Annotated in this window: 16 protein-coding genes and 1 pseudogene; 6 read left to right on the top strand and 11 right to left on the bottom strand. The window is 41.9% G+C overall.

The window, feature by feature from the left end; all coding sequences use genetic code 11:
- Positions 1 to 74: 74 nt before the first annotated feature.
- Positions 75 to 497, bottom strand: a complete 423-nt coding sequence (locus tag H5079_RS04170; RefSeq protein ID WP_182683492.1) for a hypothetical protein — start codon at positions 495 to 497, stop codon at positions 75 to 77.
- Between the two features lie 290 nt (positions 498 to 787).
- The gene (locus tag H5079_RS04165) at positions 788 to 1,393 is read right to left on the bottom strand and encodes an excalibur calcium-binding domain-containing protein (protein WP_182683491.1); all 606 of its coding nucleotides are present in this window, start codon (positions 1,391 to 1,393) and stop codon (positions 788 to 790) included.
- 273 nt (positions 1,394 to 1,666) lie between these two features.
- Here H5079_RS04165 and gloA point away from each other — a divergent pair, with 273 nt between their 5' ends.
- Positions 1,667 to 2,194: a lactoylglutathione lyase gene (gene gloA / locus H5079_RS04160; protein ID WP_011328279.1), complete on the top strand. Its 528-nt coding sequence runs from the start codon at positions 1,667 to 1,669 to the stop codon at positions 2,192 to 2,194.
- 86 nt (positions 2,195 to 2,280) lie between these two features.
- Here the strand turns inward: gloA and H5079_RS04155 are convergent, their stop codons facing one another.
- From H5079_RS04155 to bioB, 8 genes and pseudogenes are all read right to left on the bottom strand, one after another.
- A complete protein-coding gene (locus H5079_RS04155) occupies positions 2,281 to 2,559 on the bottom strand; it encodes a flavoprotein (RefSeq protein WP_182683490.1) in 279 nt (92 codons plus the stop codon).
- A gap of 226 nt (positions 2,560 to 2,785) precedes the next feature.
- Positions 2,786 to 3,142: pseudogene (locus H5079_RS04150) on the bottom strand (NADPH-dependent FMN reductase); the annotation flags it as partial.
- A gap of 49 nt (positions 3,143 to 3,191) precedes the next feature.
- The gene (locus H5079_RS04145) at positions 3,192 to 3,644 is read right to left on the bottom strand and encodes a DUF302 domain-containing protein (RefSeq protein ID WP_182683488.1); all 453 of its coding nucleotides are present in this window, start codon (positions 3,642 to 3,644) and stop codon (positions 3,192 to 3,194) included.
- 116 nt (positions 3,645 to 3,760) lie between these two features.
- Positions 3,761 to 4,630: a protease HtpX gene (gene htpX, locus H5079_RS04140; RefSeq protein WP_089368331.1), complete on the bottom strand. Its 870-nt coding sequence runs from the start codon at positions 4,628 to 4,630 to the stop codon at positions 3,761 to 3,763.
- A 154-nt stretch (positions 4,631 to 4,784) separates the two neighbouring features.
- Positions 4,785 to 5,468 carry a dethiobiotin synthase gene (gene bioD, locus H5079_RS04135; RefSeq protein WP_182683487.1) on the bottom strand — a complete coding sequence of 228 codons (684 nt, stop codon included), beginning with the start codon at positions 5,466 to 5,468 and terminating at the stop codon, positions 4,785 to 4,787.
- Between the two features lie 65 nt (positions 5,469 to 5,533).
- Complete coding sequence (locus H5079_RS04130; RefSeq protein ID WP_182683486.1) at positions 5,534 to 6,418, bottom strand: methyltransferase domain-containing protein; 885 nt, start codon at positions 6,416 to 6,418, stop codon at positions 5,534 to 5,536.
- Positions 6,415 to 7,566, bottom strand: coding sequence for an 8-amino-7-oxononanoate synthase (locus H5079_RS04125; protein ID WP_182683485.1), 1,152 nt, complete (start codon positions 7,564 to 7,566; stop codon positions 6,415 to 6,417). The genes H5079_RS04130 and H5079_RS04125 overlap by 4 nt, the downstream gene beginning before the upstream one ends.
- A 58-nt stretch (positions 7,567 to 7,624) precedes the next feature.
- Positions 7,625 to 8,665: a biotin synthase BioB gene (gene bioB / locus H5079_RS04120; RefSeq protein ID WP_182683484.1), complete on the bottom strand. Its 1,041-nt coding sequence runs from the start codon at positions 8,663 to 8,665 to the stop codon at positions 7,625 to 7,627.
- A gap of 100 nt (positions 8,666 to 8,765) precedes the next feature.
- On the opposite strand from bioB, the gene bioA reads away from it, so the two are divergent.
- The 5 genes from bioA (at position 8,766) to H5079_RS04095 (ending at position 14,609) form a co-directional block, all read left to right on the top strand.
- A complete protein-coding gene (bioA, locus tag H5079_RS04115; RefSeq protein WP_182683483.1) occupies positions 8,766 to 10,067 on the top strand; it encodes an adenosylmethionine--8-amino-7-oxononanoate transaminase in 1,302 nt (433 codons plus the stop codon).
- A 155-nt stretch (positions 10,068 to 10,222) separates the two neighbouring features.
- Positions 10,223 to 11,035 carry a hypothetical protein gene (locus H5079_RS04110; protein WP_182683482.1) on the top strand — a complete coding sequence of 271 codons (813 nt, stop codon included), beginning with the start codon at positions 10,223 to 10,225 and terminating at the stop codon, positions 11,033 to 11,035.
- Entirely contained in the window at positions 11,036 to 12,076 is a 1,041-nt protein-coding gene (locus H5079_RS04105; protein WP_011328290.1) for an extracellular solute-binding protein, read from the top strand. It abuts the gene before it with no gap.
- Positions 12,076 to 13,575, top strand: coding sequence for an iron ABC transporter permease (locus H5079_RS04100; RefSeq protein WP_011328291.1), 1,500 nt, complete (start codon positions 12,076 to 12,078; stop codon positions 13,573 to 13,575). The genes H5079_RS04105 and H5079_RS04100 overlap by 1 nt, the downstream gene beginning before the upstream one ends.
- Positions 13,576 to 13,589: 14 nt before the next feature.
- A complete protein-coding gene (locus H5079_RS04095; protein WP_182683481.1) occupies positions 13,590 to 14,609 on the top strand; it encodes an ABC transporter ATP-binding protein in 1,020 nt (339 codons plus the stop codon).
- 55 nt (positions 14,610 to 14,664) lie between these two features.
- Here the strand turns inward: H5079_RS04095 and H5079_RS04090 are convergent, their stop codons facing one another.
- A complete protein-coding gene (locus H5079_RS04090; RefSeq protein WP_011328293.1) occupies positions 14,665 to 15,099 on the bottom strand; it encodes an ATP-binding protein in 435 nt (144 codons plus the stop codon).
- Positions 15,100 to 15,152: the final 53 nt, after the last annotated feature.

Raw genomic sequence — 15,152 nt, 5'->3', positions numbered from 1 at the left:
GATATCTCCTTGGCATGTAACGCCAACAGCAACGAGCGAGCGTTAGCGAGTCCGATTGCCTGTTTTTGTTATGTTTATTTACCAAACCGTTGCTCACAGCTAGGACACTCATATTTCCCAAACCTACGGAAGGTGCCTGTAACCTCGGTAAGAAGAGATACCAAATTTTTAGTTGTGTAACAATTTGAGCAAAACGGACCGTCTGGCTTTCCATCTTGAGGCTCAGATAAATAATAGTAACCATCTCGAAATACTACTTCATCTTGCTTGGAAAGTGCCGACTCAAGCTCTTTGATAGTTTGCTTCAACTCAAGGTTTTCATCTTGAGCTTCTACAAGCTGAATTTTTACATCTGCCATAGCCAAAAGAAGCTCAGCTATTTTAAGCTTAACCTCAGCATCTTTTATCGCTGACGTTGCTCCTTTAAGTTCTTTCGCAATATCTATTGCAACTTTTATTGAACTTATTCCTGCTGAAATTGCGCCAATATCCGGCATATCTAATTACTCCTTGAAAACATAACAGCTTATTGAACACCACTTTGGGGGGTTATAACACCCCAAAACGGCGCATATTACGTTGTTCGATAATTACATTAAACAACCCATTTACAAACAAGTAGTTACAATTGCTATTTTGTAACCTTTATAATTTAATCCCAAAACGACTTTTAATAATGTTATGGGACAAAACCTACAGTACTGTATTTATATACAGTATCAAATTAAATTTATTTTTTATAAAAACGCATCTGCAAATATCACCTCTTTAAAACCTTGAATCATTTTCACAAGGTATTTTCACAAGGTATTCCGTCGTTATCGCCATCCATTTTTGTATTCGGGCAGTTATTAATAAAAAATACAGCTTCGGCTCGTGAGGTCATTTGGCTGCAGTGTTGCCTGCCATCACAGCTAAAATTTTGAGTGTTTTTAGGAATAACTGCCTTTGGGTCTTTTTCATCAAAGGTGGTTAAGTCGGCATTGGTAATAACGGGGGTGTTGTTTTTATTGCCTGCATGAGTGTTTGCGAAGTACCTATTGTATGCGCTAAAACCTATGCTTAATATAATTGCCAGCGCAACAAGGTTAGCTAAAGTGCTCGACTTCTTTTTTGCTTTACTCATTTTAAAGGGTTTATTAAAAGCAGCTGTTTTTTCTAATTTGCTTTCTACTTTGCTTTCAATTACGCCTTCAATGCGGCAGTTTACGGCTTTGCTTTTACCATTGGGATCAGTAGCTACCTCAAAATAGATAGTGTCGCCTACTTTGGGTTTGCGGCTTATGTGTTTAAGCGAAGATATGTGTATAAAGGTGTCGTGTGCAACGCTGCTAGATTTAATAAAACCATAGCCTCGGTTGTCGTTCCACGACGTTAACAATCCTTTGTTCATTGGTGTTCCTGATTTTTATACTTTTTATTAGTTATTTTTTATGTGTTACTTATGCAAACTATACGTTTCTAAAAGTGGTCGGTAAACTTATTTTAAGTAATTTTAAAATTAAACTACTTTATAGCCATTGCTTGGCGGTATTTTAATTAACTAATTATTGAATAACGAATGAATTACATAGGGTGGTTTTAATTTGCGGTGCTGTTGATTATGATGGCACTAGAAATACTTAATAAGTCTGTTGTGCTTTAAATTTTTAGTAAGGATCATCTTATGTCTAGCTATAACGAATCTCCAGAGCAAGTTACTAAAGCGACCGAAGGTTATGTAATGCAGCAAACTATGCTGCGAATTAAAGACCCAAAACCGTCATTAGCATTTTATGAAAACGTATTAGGTATGAAGTTGTTGGGCAAATATGACTTTCCTGGTATGAAGTTTACCCTGTACTTTTTAGGTTACGAGCAACAACTGCCTGAGGGCGATGATAAAACCAAAGCTGAATGGGTGTTTCGCCGCCCTGCACTAATTGAGCTTACCCATAATTGGGGCACAGAAAACGACGATAGCTTTGCAGGCTATGTAAGTGGTAACGAAGAGCCAAAAGGCTTTGGCCATATTGGTATTAGCGTACCCGATGTATACGCCGCGTGCGAACGTTTTGCAAAATACGATGTAGAGTTTGTAAAAAAACCAGACGATGGCTCGATGAAAGGTTTGGCGTTTATTAAAGACCCCGATGGTTATTGGATAGAAATACTCTCGGCCGAGGGCATTACCGAAATTATTATGTCTCAGTAATAACTAGGGCGTATGTATGTTTTAAATTATAAAGCCAGCAGCTAAGCTGGCTTTATTGTTTGAAGGCGTTATTAATTAAACTTAGTTTATTTAGGAGCGTTTCGCTGTGAGGGATCTTTAGTAAAGCTGCTTAATACTTCAGTTGGGTTTTGAGTTAGTTTTTGCTGTTGAGCAGCCTCTGCCCACCAGGCTAATTGGGTAAATGTACGTGAGAAGTAATTAAACCAAGAGTCTTGTTCACTTTGATCATTGAACGAGCCATTTTCAGTCATTACCTCTTGCGCTTTTGGTACATGGATCATTGCTGATACGGGTAAACAGCCTAATTCACTTAAAAAGTTACGCATACCCATTGCGGCGCGCATACCACCCCATTGCCCAGCGGAATGGATAACCTAAACTCTGGATAATAAATCTATCTCAAGCAGCTACTTTCTGCGCTAACTGCGTTGAATTCACTTGCAATAGGCCAGCTATTGACGCGTAAATTCGCCTTGTTTTCACTAAAAGTCTCTGGCTAGAGAAAATAAATTTAAATATAACAATGATTCAATACGTTAGTAAATCTCTTAACCAGAGTTTAGGTTAAGCAACAATGGCGCTGGGTTTGTACGAAAACAGTGAGCTGCCAAAATGGTTTAATAAGTTGGCTAATGCTGGGCTCATAGAATGGTTGTACTCTGGGCTGACCATAATGTAGCCATCGGCTGCGGCAATTTTATCAGCTAGGGTATTTAGCTGCTCGGGAGCTTTACTTTTGGGGTAAGCAAAGTGTGGCTTAAATACCGGTTCGAGCGGGTAATCTAGCGCGTCGATTAGCTCTATTTCGTGTGTACTAAATTGGCTTTGCAAACACGCTATACATGCTTGGGCTACGCGCTCGCCAAGCCTTGCTGGTTTAGGGGGTGTGCTATTGCGTACTGTGCCTAAAAATACTAAAAACTTCATGTATATTCCCTCGTTGTTTAAATTACTTTTTTAGGATTGGTAATTAAGCTCAGGGCTGCAGTGCCTGTGCAGCAAGCTCTGCAAGTACATTGGCAAGCTTTGTAGCAACAGCGCATTGCCCTGCACCATGGCGCTTAGTTAAATAGCTAAGATCGTTGTAGCTTAACCATACTTTTGAATTGGCGTCTTGCCAAACAAGTGCTTTAAGCGGTAAATCAATTCCCATTGTTTGCGCGCACTGCATTAAAGGAGTACCGCCTTGTGGATTACCAAATATAATAACTTCGGTATAGCCAAGCTGCTGCCCTACTTTTTTAGCCCCTGCGGCGTGATCAATACGTGCAAAAATTGTCAGTCCTTTATTTTTAGCCAGTAGCTCAAACTTATTCATAGTGGCTTTGGCGCTTTGCTGGCTTTGTAGTGTTATTAGGCCGTTTGTTGCTTTAGCCGGAAAAAACACAAAAAATAACGCAAATACAAAAGTGGTGCTTAATAGTTTCATGTATAAACTCTGGTTTGGTTAAACATATGAGCAACCAACTTAGCATGTAATTTAGCCACAAAAAAGCCAGCGGTTAAGCTGGCTTGGTATATATGCAATAACTTTGCGCTAAAACATTATTTACGCAGTGCGTCTATGCGGGCGTCAAGCGGTGGGTGCGACGAAAACAACTCAGCCATACCTTTACCACTGGCAATACCAAACGCCATCATTGAGCCTTCTAGTTGCGAAGGATGATTTTGCTTTAATCGCTCAAGGGCTGAACGCATTTTGTCGGCGCCTACAAGTTTGGCAGCGCCGCTGTCGGCAGCAAACTCACGTTGGCGGCTGTAATAAGCCACTATAACGCTGGCTAAAATGCCAAAAATTACTTGAAACAACATATCGAACAGGAAGTAGGTCCAGCTGTTGCCGCCCTCTTGTTCATCGTTGTTACTGTTTATAAAGTTATCTACTATGCCTGCTAGCACTTTAGCGGCAAATATAACAAAGGTGTTTACCACGCCTTGTATAAGTGTAAGCGTTACCATGTCGCCATTAGCAATATGCGATACTTCGTGGGCCAATACGGCTTCGGCTTGATCTTGGCTCATGCTGTGTAATAAACCTGTGCTTACTGCCACTAGTGAGTTGTTTTTACTTGGGCCGGTGGCAAATGCGTTCATTTCTGGGCTGTCGTAAATGGCCACTTCTGGCATTTTAATGCCGGCTTTTTGCGCTTGTGCTGCAACCGTAGTTACTAGCCAATGTTCGGTTTCGTTACGTGGTTGGGTAATAACATGTGCGCCGGTTGATTTTTTAGCCATCCATTTCGACATAAATAACGAAATAAACGAGCCACCAAAACCAAACACAGTAGCAATCATTAGCATACCGCCTAAGCTACGGTTGCTTAGTCCAAATACACTCATCACTATTGAAAGCACTACACCTAATACCAACATAACCGCGAGGTTTGTTAGTAAAAATAAAAAAACACGTTTCATACTTATCCTCAAAAAATAATATCGATTGCGGTACTATTAATATGTTTAGTGCGTTTGGCACTAAATTGATTAAAAGCAATCACTGCGTTATGACACAGTATGTCACAACGTCAGCGCTATTCTGTGACAAACTATGTCGTAAAACAAGTGTTTTTTATGTGTTTAGTGCGAAATTTTCTAGCAGTGTTTTATATATTTGTAATTTAGGGGTTTGCTCACTGTATGGGCTTATTGCCAGTATAGGAAAGGGTAAACGTAATTTAAGTGAATCAAGATTAGCTTGGTACTCGTCCATGTTTGGATCAACCTGATTTGCAATCCAGCCAATGCAATTTATACCCATACTTTGAATATGTGCAGCCGTAAGTAGCGCATGATTTAAGCAGCCTAACTTCATACCTACTACTAATATTACCGGCAGTTGCTCTGCTTTAACCCAATTGTATAAATAATCTGTGTTGCTTATAGGCAGCGCCCAGCCACCAGCCCCTTCGGTAAGTATATAATCGGCACCTTGCTGTTTTACGTTTTTATACGCGCTGCTTAGCTTATCTGCAGTAATAGTAACCCCTGCTTGCTCGGCGGCTATGTGCGGGGCAATAGCCGGTGCAAAGGCAAACGGATTAATTACATCGTACTTGGCACTTACTGTTGCGCTTTCCATTAATATTAGTGCATCGGCATTTACTAGCTGATCAAACGCCATTTCGCAGCCAGATGCGAGCGGTTTAAAACCAATTGCTTGCTTTTTATGTTGGGCAAGTAGCTTTAGTAATAAACTGGTAACGTGGGTTTTTCCGGCGTCGGTGTCGGTGCCGGTAATAAAAAATTCTTTCATGGCGTTATTTACCTTTGCTGTTTTATTTAACGGTTTTTATTTAGCGATTTTTATTTAACTGGTTTTTATTTACCAAGTGCTAATAGCATAACGTGATACGACACGTGCGCTTTATTATTTTTAAGCGGATATGCGCTGCATACCTGCTGCAAAGCGTGCTTAGTTAACAAGCCTCTGCGCGTATTACTGTGATTTTGCGCTGTAGCACCTATGGCCTTAATAGAGCGAATGGCATTTAATGACGATGTAAACTCATCGCTATACAGGGCTTTTTGTATTGTATTAATAGTAAACCCAGATTTTTGGACTGATTGGTTTATATACTGTTCGCTATTAAAGGTATTTATATGGCTGTTGTTATCAAGTGCGCTAAATGCGGTTTTTATCTCGTTAAGCGAGCCTTCAATAACGCAGCTAATATAGGCTTGCCCGCCTGGTTTGAGCGCAGTATAAAGCGATTTTAATAATTGGGCAAAATCGGCCGACCATTGCACTGCAAAGTTACTGTAAATAATATCAATACTATTGGCTTGCAGCGGTAGATTATCCATATCGGCGCATAGCCGTGGCGTATTTAGTGCGCTGCTTTGTAGCATGTTTAAACTAAGATCTATGGCAATAACGCTGCCAAATAATGTTTGCAAAGTATGTGTATTAACTAATGGCCCTGCGCCTAAGTCGATACACAGTTTGGCTTTATTACTGCTATTTGCATTCGCTTTTATAAGTTTAAATAAATCATCTGCGGCTTGTTTTTGCACATTAGCATGGTGGTTATAACTGCTGGCTGCTTTTGAAAATTTACTCTGCGCCCCCTTTTTAAGGCTACAGCTTGGTAATAATATAGGCCCTGCTGATAATGATTGTATATTTAACGGCTGCCTATTTGGCTCTGTATTTAATGGCTGTGTAGTTATAGAGGCAGCATTTAAAAGTGTTTGAGCAATCATACTAATGCACCTACTAAGCTATTAACTAAATGGTTAATGTCGTGCTTTGTATGCGCTGCGCTGAGAGTAATTCGCAAACGTGCGGTGTTATGAGCAACGGTTGGCGGGCGAATAGCAGTAAGCCAAACACCGTATTCTTTAAGTTTACTAGCCACGTTTAAGGTGTGCTCGGCGCAGCCTAAAACAATGGGCTGAATAGCGGTACTTGACTCCATTACGGCAATATTATGTTGTTTAGCAAGTTGCTTAAAGTAGCTAATATTTGCCTTTAATTTAGCGCGTTTATCATCTGCGGTTTTAATCGCTTTAATACGTGCAAGAGTAAGCCCTGCAATAAGCGGCGACATAGCCGTGGAGTAAGTGTAATCGCGATTAAATTGCAGCATGTAATCAATAAAATGTTTACTGCCTAATACACACGCGCCGCTACTGGCTACCGCTTTGCCAAAAGTAATAACCAGTAACTCAGGTAGTTGCTCGGTATTAAGCGCCTCGCAGCTGCCTAATCCGGTTTTACCTAATACGCCAAAACCATGAGCGTCGTCTATCATTAGCCAAGCATTGTGCTGTTTGGCTAACGCCAGTAGCTCGCTAAGTGGCGCTTTGTCGCCATCCATCGAAAATATACCTTCGCTTATAATTAGCTTATGCTGCGCTGTTGATTTTTCTAAGCGGGCGCGTAAATGGTTCATGTCGTTATGATTAAAACGGATTAAAGCGGCGTTTGCATGCAGTGCGCCGTCTATTAGGCTGGCATGATTAAGCTTATCTTGAAAAACAGCACTGTGCTGCGCTACGGTTTTATCTTGAAACAGCGCTTTTATTACACTGCTATTAGCACTAAAGCCCGAGCTAAACAGCATAGCGGCTTCGTAACCTAACTGTGCGCACAAATACTGCTCTAGTGCGTGTTGCTGAACTTGATAACCGGTAACTAACGCTGAGCTGTGACTCCCTAATGCCGGTAATTCATTTAAAGCAATTGCGTTATCGCCAAAGCCTAAGTAGTCGTTACTGGCAAAATTAAGATAGGTTTTGTTATTAATAGTAATTTTGCGCGCCGTAGCATGCTGTACTTGGTGGCGTTTACGCAGTAGCGCATCGTGCAAGCGAGCTTGCAGATGCGTATTTATAAATTCAAATGACATTTGGCTGTGTTTACCTAGGCTTAGTTATAGCTTAGTTATTACTTAGTTATAATTATGGTTATGCTTCGTAAAATAACTTAGACGTTGCTTTGTCGGCCACTTGCGATGAAAGCGACGCGGTTACGGCTTCATCTGAATAGTCGTGACGAGTTTCTGGGTTCATCCCTAATTTTTTAATTAAAGCCATATCGGCATCGGCGTCTGGGTTTTCGGTGGTAAGCAGTTTGTCGCCATAAAATATAGAGTTAGCACCTGCAAAAAAGCACATTGACTGCATTTGCTCGTTCATGGCGTTGCGCCCTGCCGACAAACGCACATAGCTGTGCGGCATCATAATGCGCGCGGTTGCAATTGTGCGTATAAACTCAAAATGATCTAAGTCATCTACGTTTTCAAGCGGTGTGCCTTTAACTTTAACCAGCATATTAATGGGTACGCTTTCTGGTTGTTGATCTAAGTTGGCCAGTTGCATTAATAAGCCATAGCGATCGGCTGCTTGCTCGCCCATACCTACAATACCGCCCGAACATACTTTCATACCCGCGTCGCGCACATTGCCTATGGTATCTAGGCGGTCTTGAAAAGTTCGGGTAGATATAATTTGCTCGTAATACTCAGGCGAGGTGTCAAGGTTATGGTTGTAGTAGTCAAGCCCAGCATTGCGTAGTTCGTGGGCTTTTTCGTTATTAAGCATGCCTAGGGTCATACAGGTTTCTAGGCCAAGTTCTTTTACTTCTTTAACCATTTGCGAAATATACGGCATATCTCTGTCTTTTGGATCTGACCACGCGGCACCCATACAAAAACGAGTTGCGCCTTTTTGTTTGGCTAAACGCGCTTGTTCTACTACTTTTTCTACCTCTATTAGGCGTTCGCGTTCTAAGTCGGTTCGGTAATGCCCAGACTGCGGGCAATATTTACAATCTTCTGGGCAGGCACCGGTTTTAATCGATAATAAAGTAGAAATTTGCACTTCATTTGGGTTGAAATTAGCACGATGAACCGATGCGGCTTTAAATAGTAAATCGTTAAATGGCATTTCAAATAGTGCTTTAACTTCACTGTGGGTCCAGTTGTGACGAACAGGTGCAAGTTCCATAGTTTTCTACTCTCTTTATTTTTTTCATAACGGTGATATTGGCTTAGTCTACTTCTTGAAGTACCATTGTCAACAAACCCAAGCTCACTTAAGTTTACATATGATTAAAAAGAATACTATTGACCTGAATTTTGATCGCCAGCATATTTGGCACCCTTATACCTCTATGACCAAGCCTATAATGGTTTACCCTGTTACCCACGCAAATCATAATATTATTGAGCTTGAAACAGGCGAGCAACTCATTGATGGCATGGCCTCATGGTGGAGCGCTATACATGGCTATAACCACCCAGTTTTAAATAACGCCATGATTGAGCAAATTAACTCTATGAGCCACATTATGTTTGGCGGATTTACCCATAAACCCGCTGTAGAGCTGTGTAAAAAGCTAGTAAGCATTACCCCTGCTAGCTTAACTAAGGTATTTTTAGCCGATAGCGGCTCGGTAAGTGTTGAAGTAGCTATAAAAATGGCGCTGCAGTATTGGCTTAGCCAAGGCATTACTAACAAACAAAAATTAATGACCCCCTACAAGGGCTATCATGGAGATACCTTTGCGGCTATGAGTGTTTGCGATCCAGTTAATTCAATGCACAGTTTGTACAGCGGCTTTTTACCCGAGCATATTTTTGTACCAGCCCCGGTAAGCCGATTTAATAGTGAGTTTAACCAAGCTGAGGCAACCGAGCTTGAAGCGTATTTTAAAGCGCACCACCAGAGCGTAGCGGCATTTATTATTGAGCCAATTGTACAAAATGCTGGTGGCATGAACTTTTATCACCCTGAGTACTTAGCCTGCGTACGCAAGTTATGCACGCAATATAAGGTGTTACTTATATGCGACGAAATAGCCACTGGCTTTGGCCGTACCGGTAAATTATTTGCCGTAGAGCATGCTAATATTCAGCCCGATATAATGTGTATAGGCAAAGCACTTACTGGCGGCGCTATGACCCTATCGGCCACTCTTACCAGTGACAAAATAGCCACAGGTATAAGCGAAGGCGAAGCCGGTGTATTAATGCACGGCCCTACTTTTATGGGCAATCCGCTTGCCTGCGCTGTGGCCTGTGCCAGTATAGATTTACTGCTTGAGCAAAACTGGCAGCAGCGCATTGCCAATCTAAACAGCCAACTGCAACAACTCAATAAATGCAAAGAGCTTGATGACGTAGCCGATGTACGCACTTTAGGCGCTATTGGGGTGGTAGAGCTAACAGCGGAAGCAGGCAATGTTGATGTGGCTAAAATTCAGGCTTATTTTGTAGCACAAGGTGTATGGATACGCCCCTTTGGTAAACTTATTTATTTAATGCCGCCATATATTTCAGACCAGAGCAGCATAAAAACCTTGTGTGATGCCATTTATAACGCCATTAAAGGCAAGCATTACGCTTAAACTTACCGCTAAATTAAAGTTTTAGGGTTAAAAGTTGTACACACTTTGCCCTAATAAACAAACAGCCCCTTAACTCACCTTTAGAGTATTGATCTCAGTGATCTTTACCTATATGATAATACCTATCATTTACAGTTACCTTTTCGGACTCTTTTATGAACTTATTATTTAAACCAGCTAAAGCGTTAGGCGTAAGCCTGTTATTAGCCTCTGCTTTTATAACGCAACCGGTACTTGCTAATGGCCCTATTGGCGAGCATGTTAATCATCTTCAGGCTAATCTTAAAAGCTACGCCGAAGAAGTAGAGTGGATGGTTGGCAAAGTCGATACCATGGTAAGCGACTACGATACTAAAGGTGCTAAAGCGGTAAAAACAGATGACCTTATTGAATATTGGGAGTCGGTTAAATTTCACAGCGCCATAGAAACCAATTTTGTACCTGTTTACGCTTCTATTTGGCAAGGTATTTACGGCGTAAAAATGGCTATCGAAAACAAACAGCCTGCAACTGAAGTTCGTAAACAACAACAAGCCATGAACAATGCCCTATGGCAAGGCCTTGGCGCTGTTAAATTAGCGGCAAAATTTCAGCAACAGGGTTTATTAGCAAATGTAACAACAACTGCAACCAAAGAAATGACCCAAAGTGCCACTATCGACGAAATTAAGCACCGACTCGATCGTGTTGTTGCAAAATTTGCTGAGCGTTTAAACGACGAAGCCACCGAAATTGTACACGACACTTACCTACACTTATTTGAAGGCGTAGAAGGCACACTAATAGCGCAAGACGCTAACTTAGTTGAAGTGTTAGAGAAAGACTTTAACGTAACACTGCCACTTGCTATTTCTAGCAACAAAAGCGTAGACGAAGTACGTAATGTAATAAGCGACATGCAAACAAAATTAGATCGCGCTAAAACGCTGATCGAAAAAGCCGAAAAAACACGTAAGGATGTATTTTAAGTGAAGCGTAGGACCTTTATACAAGGCCTGGTTGCGCTTGGGGCTGTGGGTGCATTACCACTGCCTCTTGCTCGCGCACTAGCGGCCAATATAGCAAACCCTGTGTCTGTAGATAGCTTACCTAAACTAGAGGGTGAGCTTACGCTTTATTTAGGGCGTGGTGAAGGTGGCTTATACGAAAACGTATTACAAGCTATCGAGAAAAAAAATCCAAACCTTAAACTCGGTATACGCCGAGGCCCAACTGCTGCATTAGCAAATACCATAGTAGCTGAAGCAAAAGCAGGCGTTCGCCGTGCTGACTTATTTTGGGCGGTTGACTCAGGCGCGATTGGTTTAGTTACCGATGCTGGCCTTGCACAGCCAATACCAAGTGATTTATCGGCTCAGTTACAACCGCAATTTAGATATAAAGAATGGACGCCGGTAACCGGCCGTATTCGTACCTTGCCATACAACACGTCGCGTTTAACTAAAGAGCAAATTCCCACCAGCATTATGGAAATTGCCGACAGCGATTTAAGTATTGGTTGGGCCCCTGCTTATGCATCATTCCAGTCGTTTGTAACTGCAATGCGAATTTTAGAAGGTGATGACAAAACCGCTAAGTGGCTTAAAAAAATTAAAAAGCGATCTAAAACCTATGCCGGTGAATTAGGTGTAGTTATGGGCGTTGAGCGCGGTGAAGTTGATATTGGTTTTGCCAATCACTATTACACACTTAGGTTAAAGTCGGGTAAGCCCGATGCTAAGCTAGATTTAGCTTTTACCCAAAACGATGCAGGCTGTTTGGTCAATGCCTCAGGGGTGTTAGCTTTAAGTGACGATCCGTTAGCAACTAATTTTATGCGTTATTTACTAAGCACCGAAGTGCAAAGCTATTTAGCCAGTGAAGCTTACGAAATCCCACTTGTTAATGGTATTAGTGTGCCACAGGGCATACCGTCTTTATCGAGTATTTCGCCGCCTAAAATTGATTTAACTCAGCTCGCCGATTTACGCCCCACTATCGATTTAATGCGCAGTAGCGGCGTACTGTAATGCGACTACCAGCATCCTACCCAATGGCGCTGCTTGCAGCGCTCATTACGCTTACCCCTATTTATGTGTTAATTACCCTTGCCAGCGACACAAGCTCAGTATTTGACAGCCATAACCTCGACATTTTAGCTAATACCTTATCGTTAATGGCGTTAACTGTATTGGGTTCTATTTTAATTGGCGTGCCACTGGCGTTTATTAGTGCTTATGTGCATTTGCCATTTAAAAAATTATGGCTGGTTATATTTGCAGCTCCCTTAGCTATACCTAGTTATATAGGGGCGTTTACACTTTATGCAGCTTTTGGCCCTGGGGGGGAAATAAATAACCTGCTTGGCATTCCAACGCCCTCAATGGACGGCCTTAGCGGCGCAGCCATAGTAATGACCTTGTACACATTTCCGTTTGTAATGATGACCACCCGCTCGTCCTTACTCAGCCTTGATGCCAGTATGGTAAACGCTGCACGTACACTGGGTATGTCGATGACACAAAGTGTATTTAAAGTAATATTACCCCGCGTAGTTAATGGTATTGCCGCGGGATCTTTGCTTGTTGCACTTTATACTTTATCTGACTTTGGTACACCGGCAATGATGCGCTTAGATACCTTTACCCGAGTTATTTATGTGGAATACAACGCCTTTGCTTTGGGCCGTGCGGCTATGCTCTCGTTGCAATTAATGGTTATTGTTGGCTTTTTATTAATGATTGAATCACAAATAAAAACCGCCACTGAACGCCAAGGCAGACCACTTATTTTATTCCCTAAAAAGTGGCAGTTAAGCGCTATGTTTATAACTTTTGCGCCTATTTTGTTATTAGCCATTGGCTTACCTTTAGCTATATTTTCGTTGTGGCTGGCACGGGATGGTTTTAGCGGCTTTGATTTTAGTATTGCTTGGAACTCAACATATGCCTCAGCAATTGCTGCTGTAGTAGCTGTAATTGTGGCCATTCCGGTTGCTCATGCGGCTCTTAGCGGTAAAGCAGGTAAAGTAATGGAGCGCGTAACTTACTTTGGCTTTGGTATTCCGGGCATCGTAATGGGCACAGCGCTTGTTTATGGCGGCTTGCAACTGCCCTTTTTGTATCAAACATTAGGGTTGCTTATTATTGCTTATACGCTGCGCTTTTTACCCCTTGCTGTAGGCTCAGTACGTACCAGCACCGAACACTTAGATCCAAGCTTGGTAAAATCGGCCCGGGTACTTGGTGCCAGCCCACGCGAAGCATTTATGCGTATAACACTGCCCTTAACTATGCGCGGTATTATTGCCGGTGCAGCATTAGTGTTTTTAGAGTCGATGCGTGAACTAGAGGCCACCTTATTACTTGGCCCTACGGGGTTTGAAACCCTCTCTACTTATTTGTGGCGTGTATACGAAGCCGGCTATTTTGGCCGCGCTGCTATTCCGGGGTTATTATTAGTGGTGATTTCTGCGTGCGCGTTAGCTATTATGCTCACTGGCGAAAAACGCAACCAGCTCGAACATTAAGGATTTAATAACAAATGCTATCTGTAAGTCAGTTTTCTATAGATTATGGCAGTAACCGTGTAGTAAGCGATTTAAACCTATCATTAGGTAATAACGAAATTCTTATGCTTGTAGGCCCTACTGGCTGCGGTAAAAGTACTATTTTGCAGGCATTAGCCGGCCTTATACCTATAAGCGAAGGCGAAATAAACAGTGGTAAATGGCGGGCAACGCCTAAAATTACTGTGCCTGCGGAAAAACGCAGTGTAGGTATGGTGTTTCAAGATTTTGCTTTATTTCCGCATTTAACCGTGCAGCAAAATATTTTTTTTAGGTTAAAAGACACCAGCCCAGGCGAGCATTGGATAAAGTTACTTGGCCTTGATGAGTTTAGAAATAAAAAACCAGCAACGCTTTCAGGCGGACAAAAGCAACGCGTAGCACTTGCGCGCACCCTTGCCCACCAGCCCGACTTTGTATTATTAGATGAGCCGCTTTCTAACTTAGACGCCGCACTAAAAGACATGCTGCGCTGGGATATTCGCAACGCGCTTAAAGCGGCGGGCGTACCTGCAATTTGGGTAACGCACGACCAAGAAGAAGCATTGTCGGTAGGCGATCGTGTGGGTGTACTGCAAGGCGGTAAAATTCAGCAAATTGATACACCAGAGCGCTGTTTTAGTATGCCTAACAATCGATTTGTGGCACGCTTTTTAGGGGAAGCCAGCTTTATAAGCGGCCAATTTAGCCAAGGCCAAGCAACCACAAGTATTGGTAATGCCCCTGCCCACGGTGTTGATTGCGATAGTGGCGATGTAGATGTGCTGCTGCGCCCCGATGATGTATTACTAGTGCAAAGTAGTGTGGGTAATAATGGCGAAGTTATTTGGGTGCGCTTTGAAGGTGGCAGCCGCTTATGTGCTATAAAGCTTGCCTGCGGAACTGTAGTAACCAGCCGCGTTAGCCATGAAATAGTGGTAAACCCCGGCGATGCTGTACATGTATCTTTAAGTACCTCACACCCGTTAGCGGTTTATAAACAACTCGCGCAATAATAAAGTATACAACACTAAAAAGCCCATTAACATGGGCTTTTTTAATCTGTATAAATTACCATTCAAACATATAGGCCATTTTACTAATAGTTTTAAGTGGAATGTTATGGCTGTTACGCTTGGCATATAAATGCTGCATAGATTTGTCTTTTACTTCGCCCACAATCACTTCTTTTACTTGATAACCCAAAGCAACTGCCGCTTGTGCATAGGCAATAAATTCCCATTTTTTAATATTGGTGTTATCTACAATCACCAACGGGATATTTTGTGCTAAAGCGTTAATAAAGCGCGCTAAATTTAAATTATGGTATTGCGGCAATTTAAACTTATCAAATTGGTATTCACCTTGATCATTAATAAAATAATCATCGGTTGAACAAATAACATATTGGCTTTCGTCTGCACCGGCGAGTTCATCGGCAAGATTTTGCGCATAATAAGACTTACCGCTTCCTGGTAGTCCTCGTAAAATAAAAACTTGTTTCATAGCATCCATTTTTTAGTATGTAATGGTAAAACGATTAATATAAAAATATCTGA

The sequence above is a fragment of the Pseudoalteromonas sp. SG44-5 genome (genome assembly GCF_014164175.1).
GTDB lineage: Bacteria > Pseudomonadota > Gammaproteobacteria > Enterobacterales > Alteromonadaceae > Pseudoalteromonas > Pseudoalteromonas nigrifaciens.
The sequence above is the reverse complement of the archived record's forward strand: the minus strand, read 5'-3'. Positions and strand labels throughout refer to the sequence as shown.

What these genes read in the sequence shown, in the direction of transcription:
- bioA (WP_182683483.1), top strand. Translation starts at nt 8,766, where the DNA reads ATGATTAAAAAGAATACTATTGACCTGAATTTTGATCGCCAGCATATT.
- htpX (WP_089368331.1), bottom strand. Translation starts at nt 4,630, where the DNA reads ATGAAACGTGTTTTTTTATTTTTACTAACAAACCTCGCGGTTATGTTG.
- H5079_RS04170 (WP_182683492.1), bottom strand. Translation starts at nt 497, where the DNA reads ATGCCGGATATTGGCGCAATTTCAGCAGGAATAAGTTCAATAAAAGTT.
- H5079_RS04095 (WP_182683481.1), top strand. Translation starts at nt 13,590, where the DNA reads ATGCTATCTGTAAGTCAGTTTTCTATAGATTATGGCAGTAACCGTGTA.
- H5079_RS04100 (WP_011328291.1), top strand. Translation starts at nt 12,076, where the DNA reads ATGCGACTACCAGCATCCTACCCAATGGCGCTGCTTGCAGCGCTCATT.
- bioD (WP_182683487.1), bottom strand. Translation starts at nt 5,468, where the DNA reads ATGAAAGAATTTTTTATTACCGGCACCGACACCGACGCCGGAAAAACC.
- H5079_RS04090 (WP_011328293.1), bottom strand. Translation starts at nt 15,099, where the DNA reads ATGAAACAAGTTTTTATTTTACGAGGACTACCAGGAAGCGGTAAGTCT.
- H5079_RS04110 (WP_182683482.1), top strand. Translation starts at nt 10,223, where the DNA reads ATGAACTTATTATTTAAACCAGCTAAAGCGTTAGGCGTAAGCCTGTTA.
- H5079_RS04125 (WP_182683485.1), bottom strand. Translation starts at nt 7,566, where the DNA reads ATGTCATTTGAATTTATAAATACGCATCTGCAAGCTCGCTTGCACGAT.
- H5079_RS04145 (WP_182683488.1), bottom strand. Translation starts at nt 3,644, where the DNA reads ATGAAACTATTAAGCACCACTTTTGTATTTGCGTTATTTTTTGTGTTT.
- gloA (WP_011328279.1), top strand. Translation starts at nt 1,667, where the DNA reads ATGTCTAGCTATAACGAATCTCCAGAGCAAGTTACTAAAGCGACCGAA.
- H5079_RS04155 (WP_182683490.1), bottom strand. Translation starts at nt 2,559, where the DNA reads ATGCGCGCCGCAATGGGTATGCGTAACTTTTTAAGTGAATTAGGCTGT.
- H5079_RS04130 (WP_182683486.1), bottom strand. Translation starts at nt 6,418, where the DNA reads ATGATTGCTCAAACACTTTTAAATGCTGCCTCTATAACTACACAGCCA.
- H5079_RS04165 (WP_182683491.1), bottom strand. Translation starts at nt 1,393, where the DNA reads ATGAACAAAGGATTGTTAACGTCGTGGAACGACAACCGAGGCTATGGT.
- bioB (WP_182683484.1), bottom strand. Translation starts at nt 8,665, where the DNA reads ATGGAACTTGCACCTGTTCGTCACAACTGGACCCACAGTGAAGTTAAA.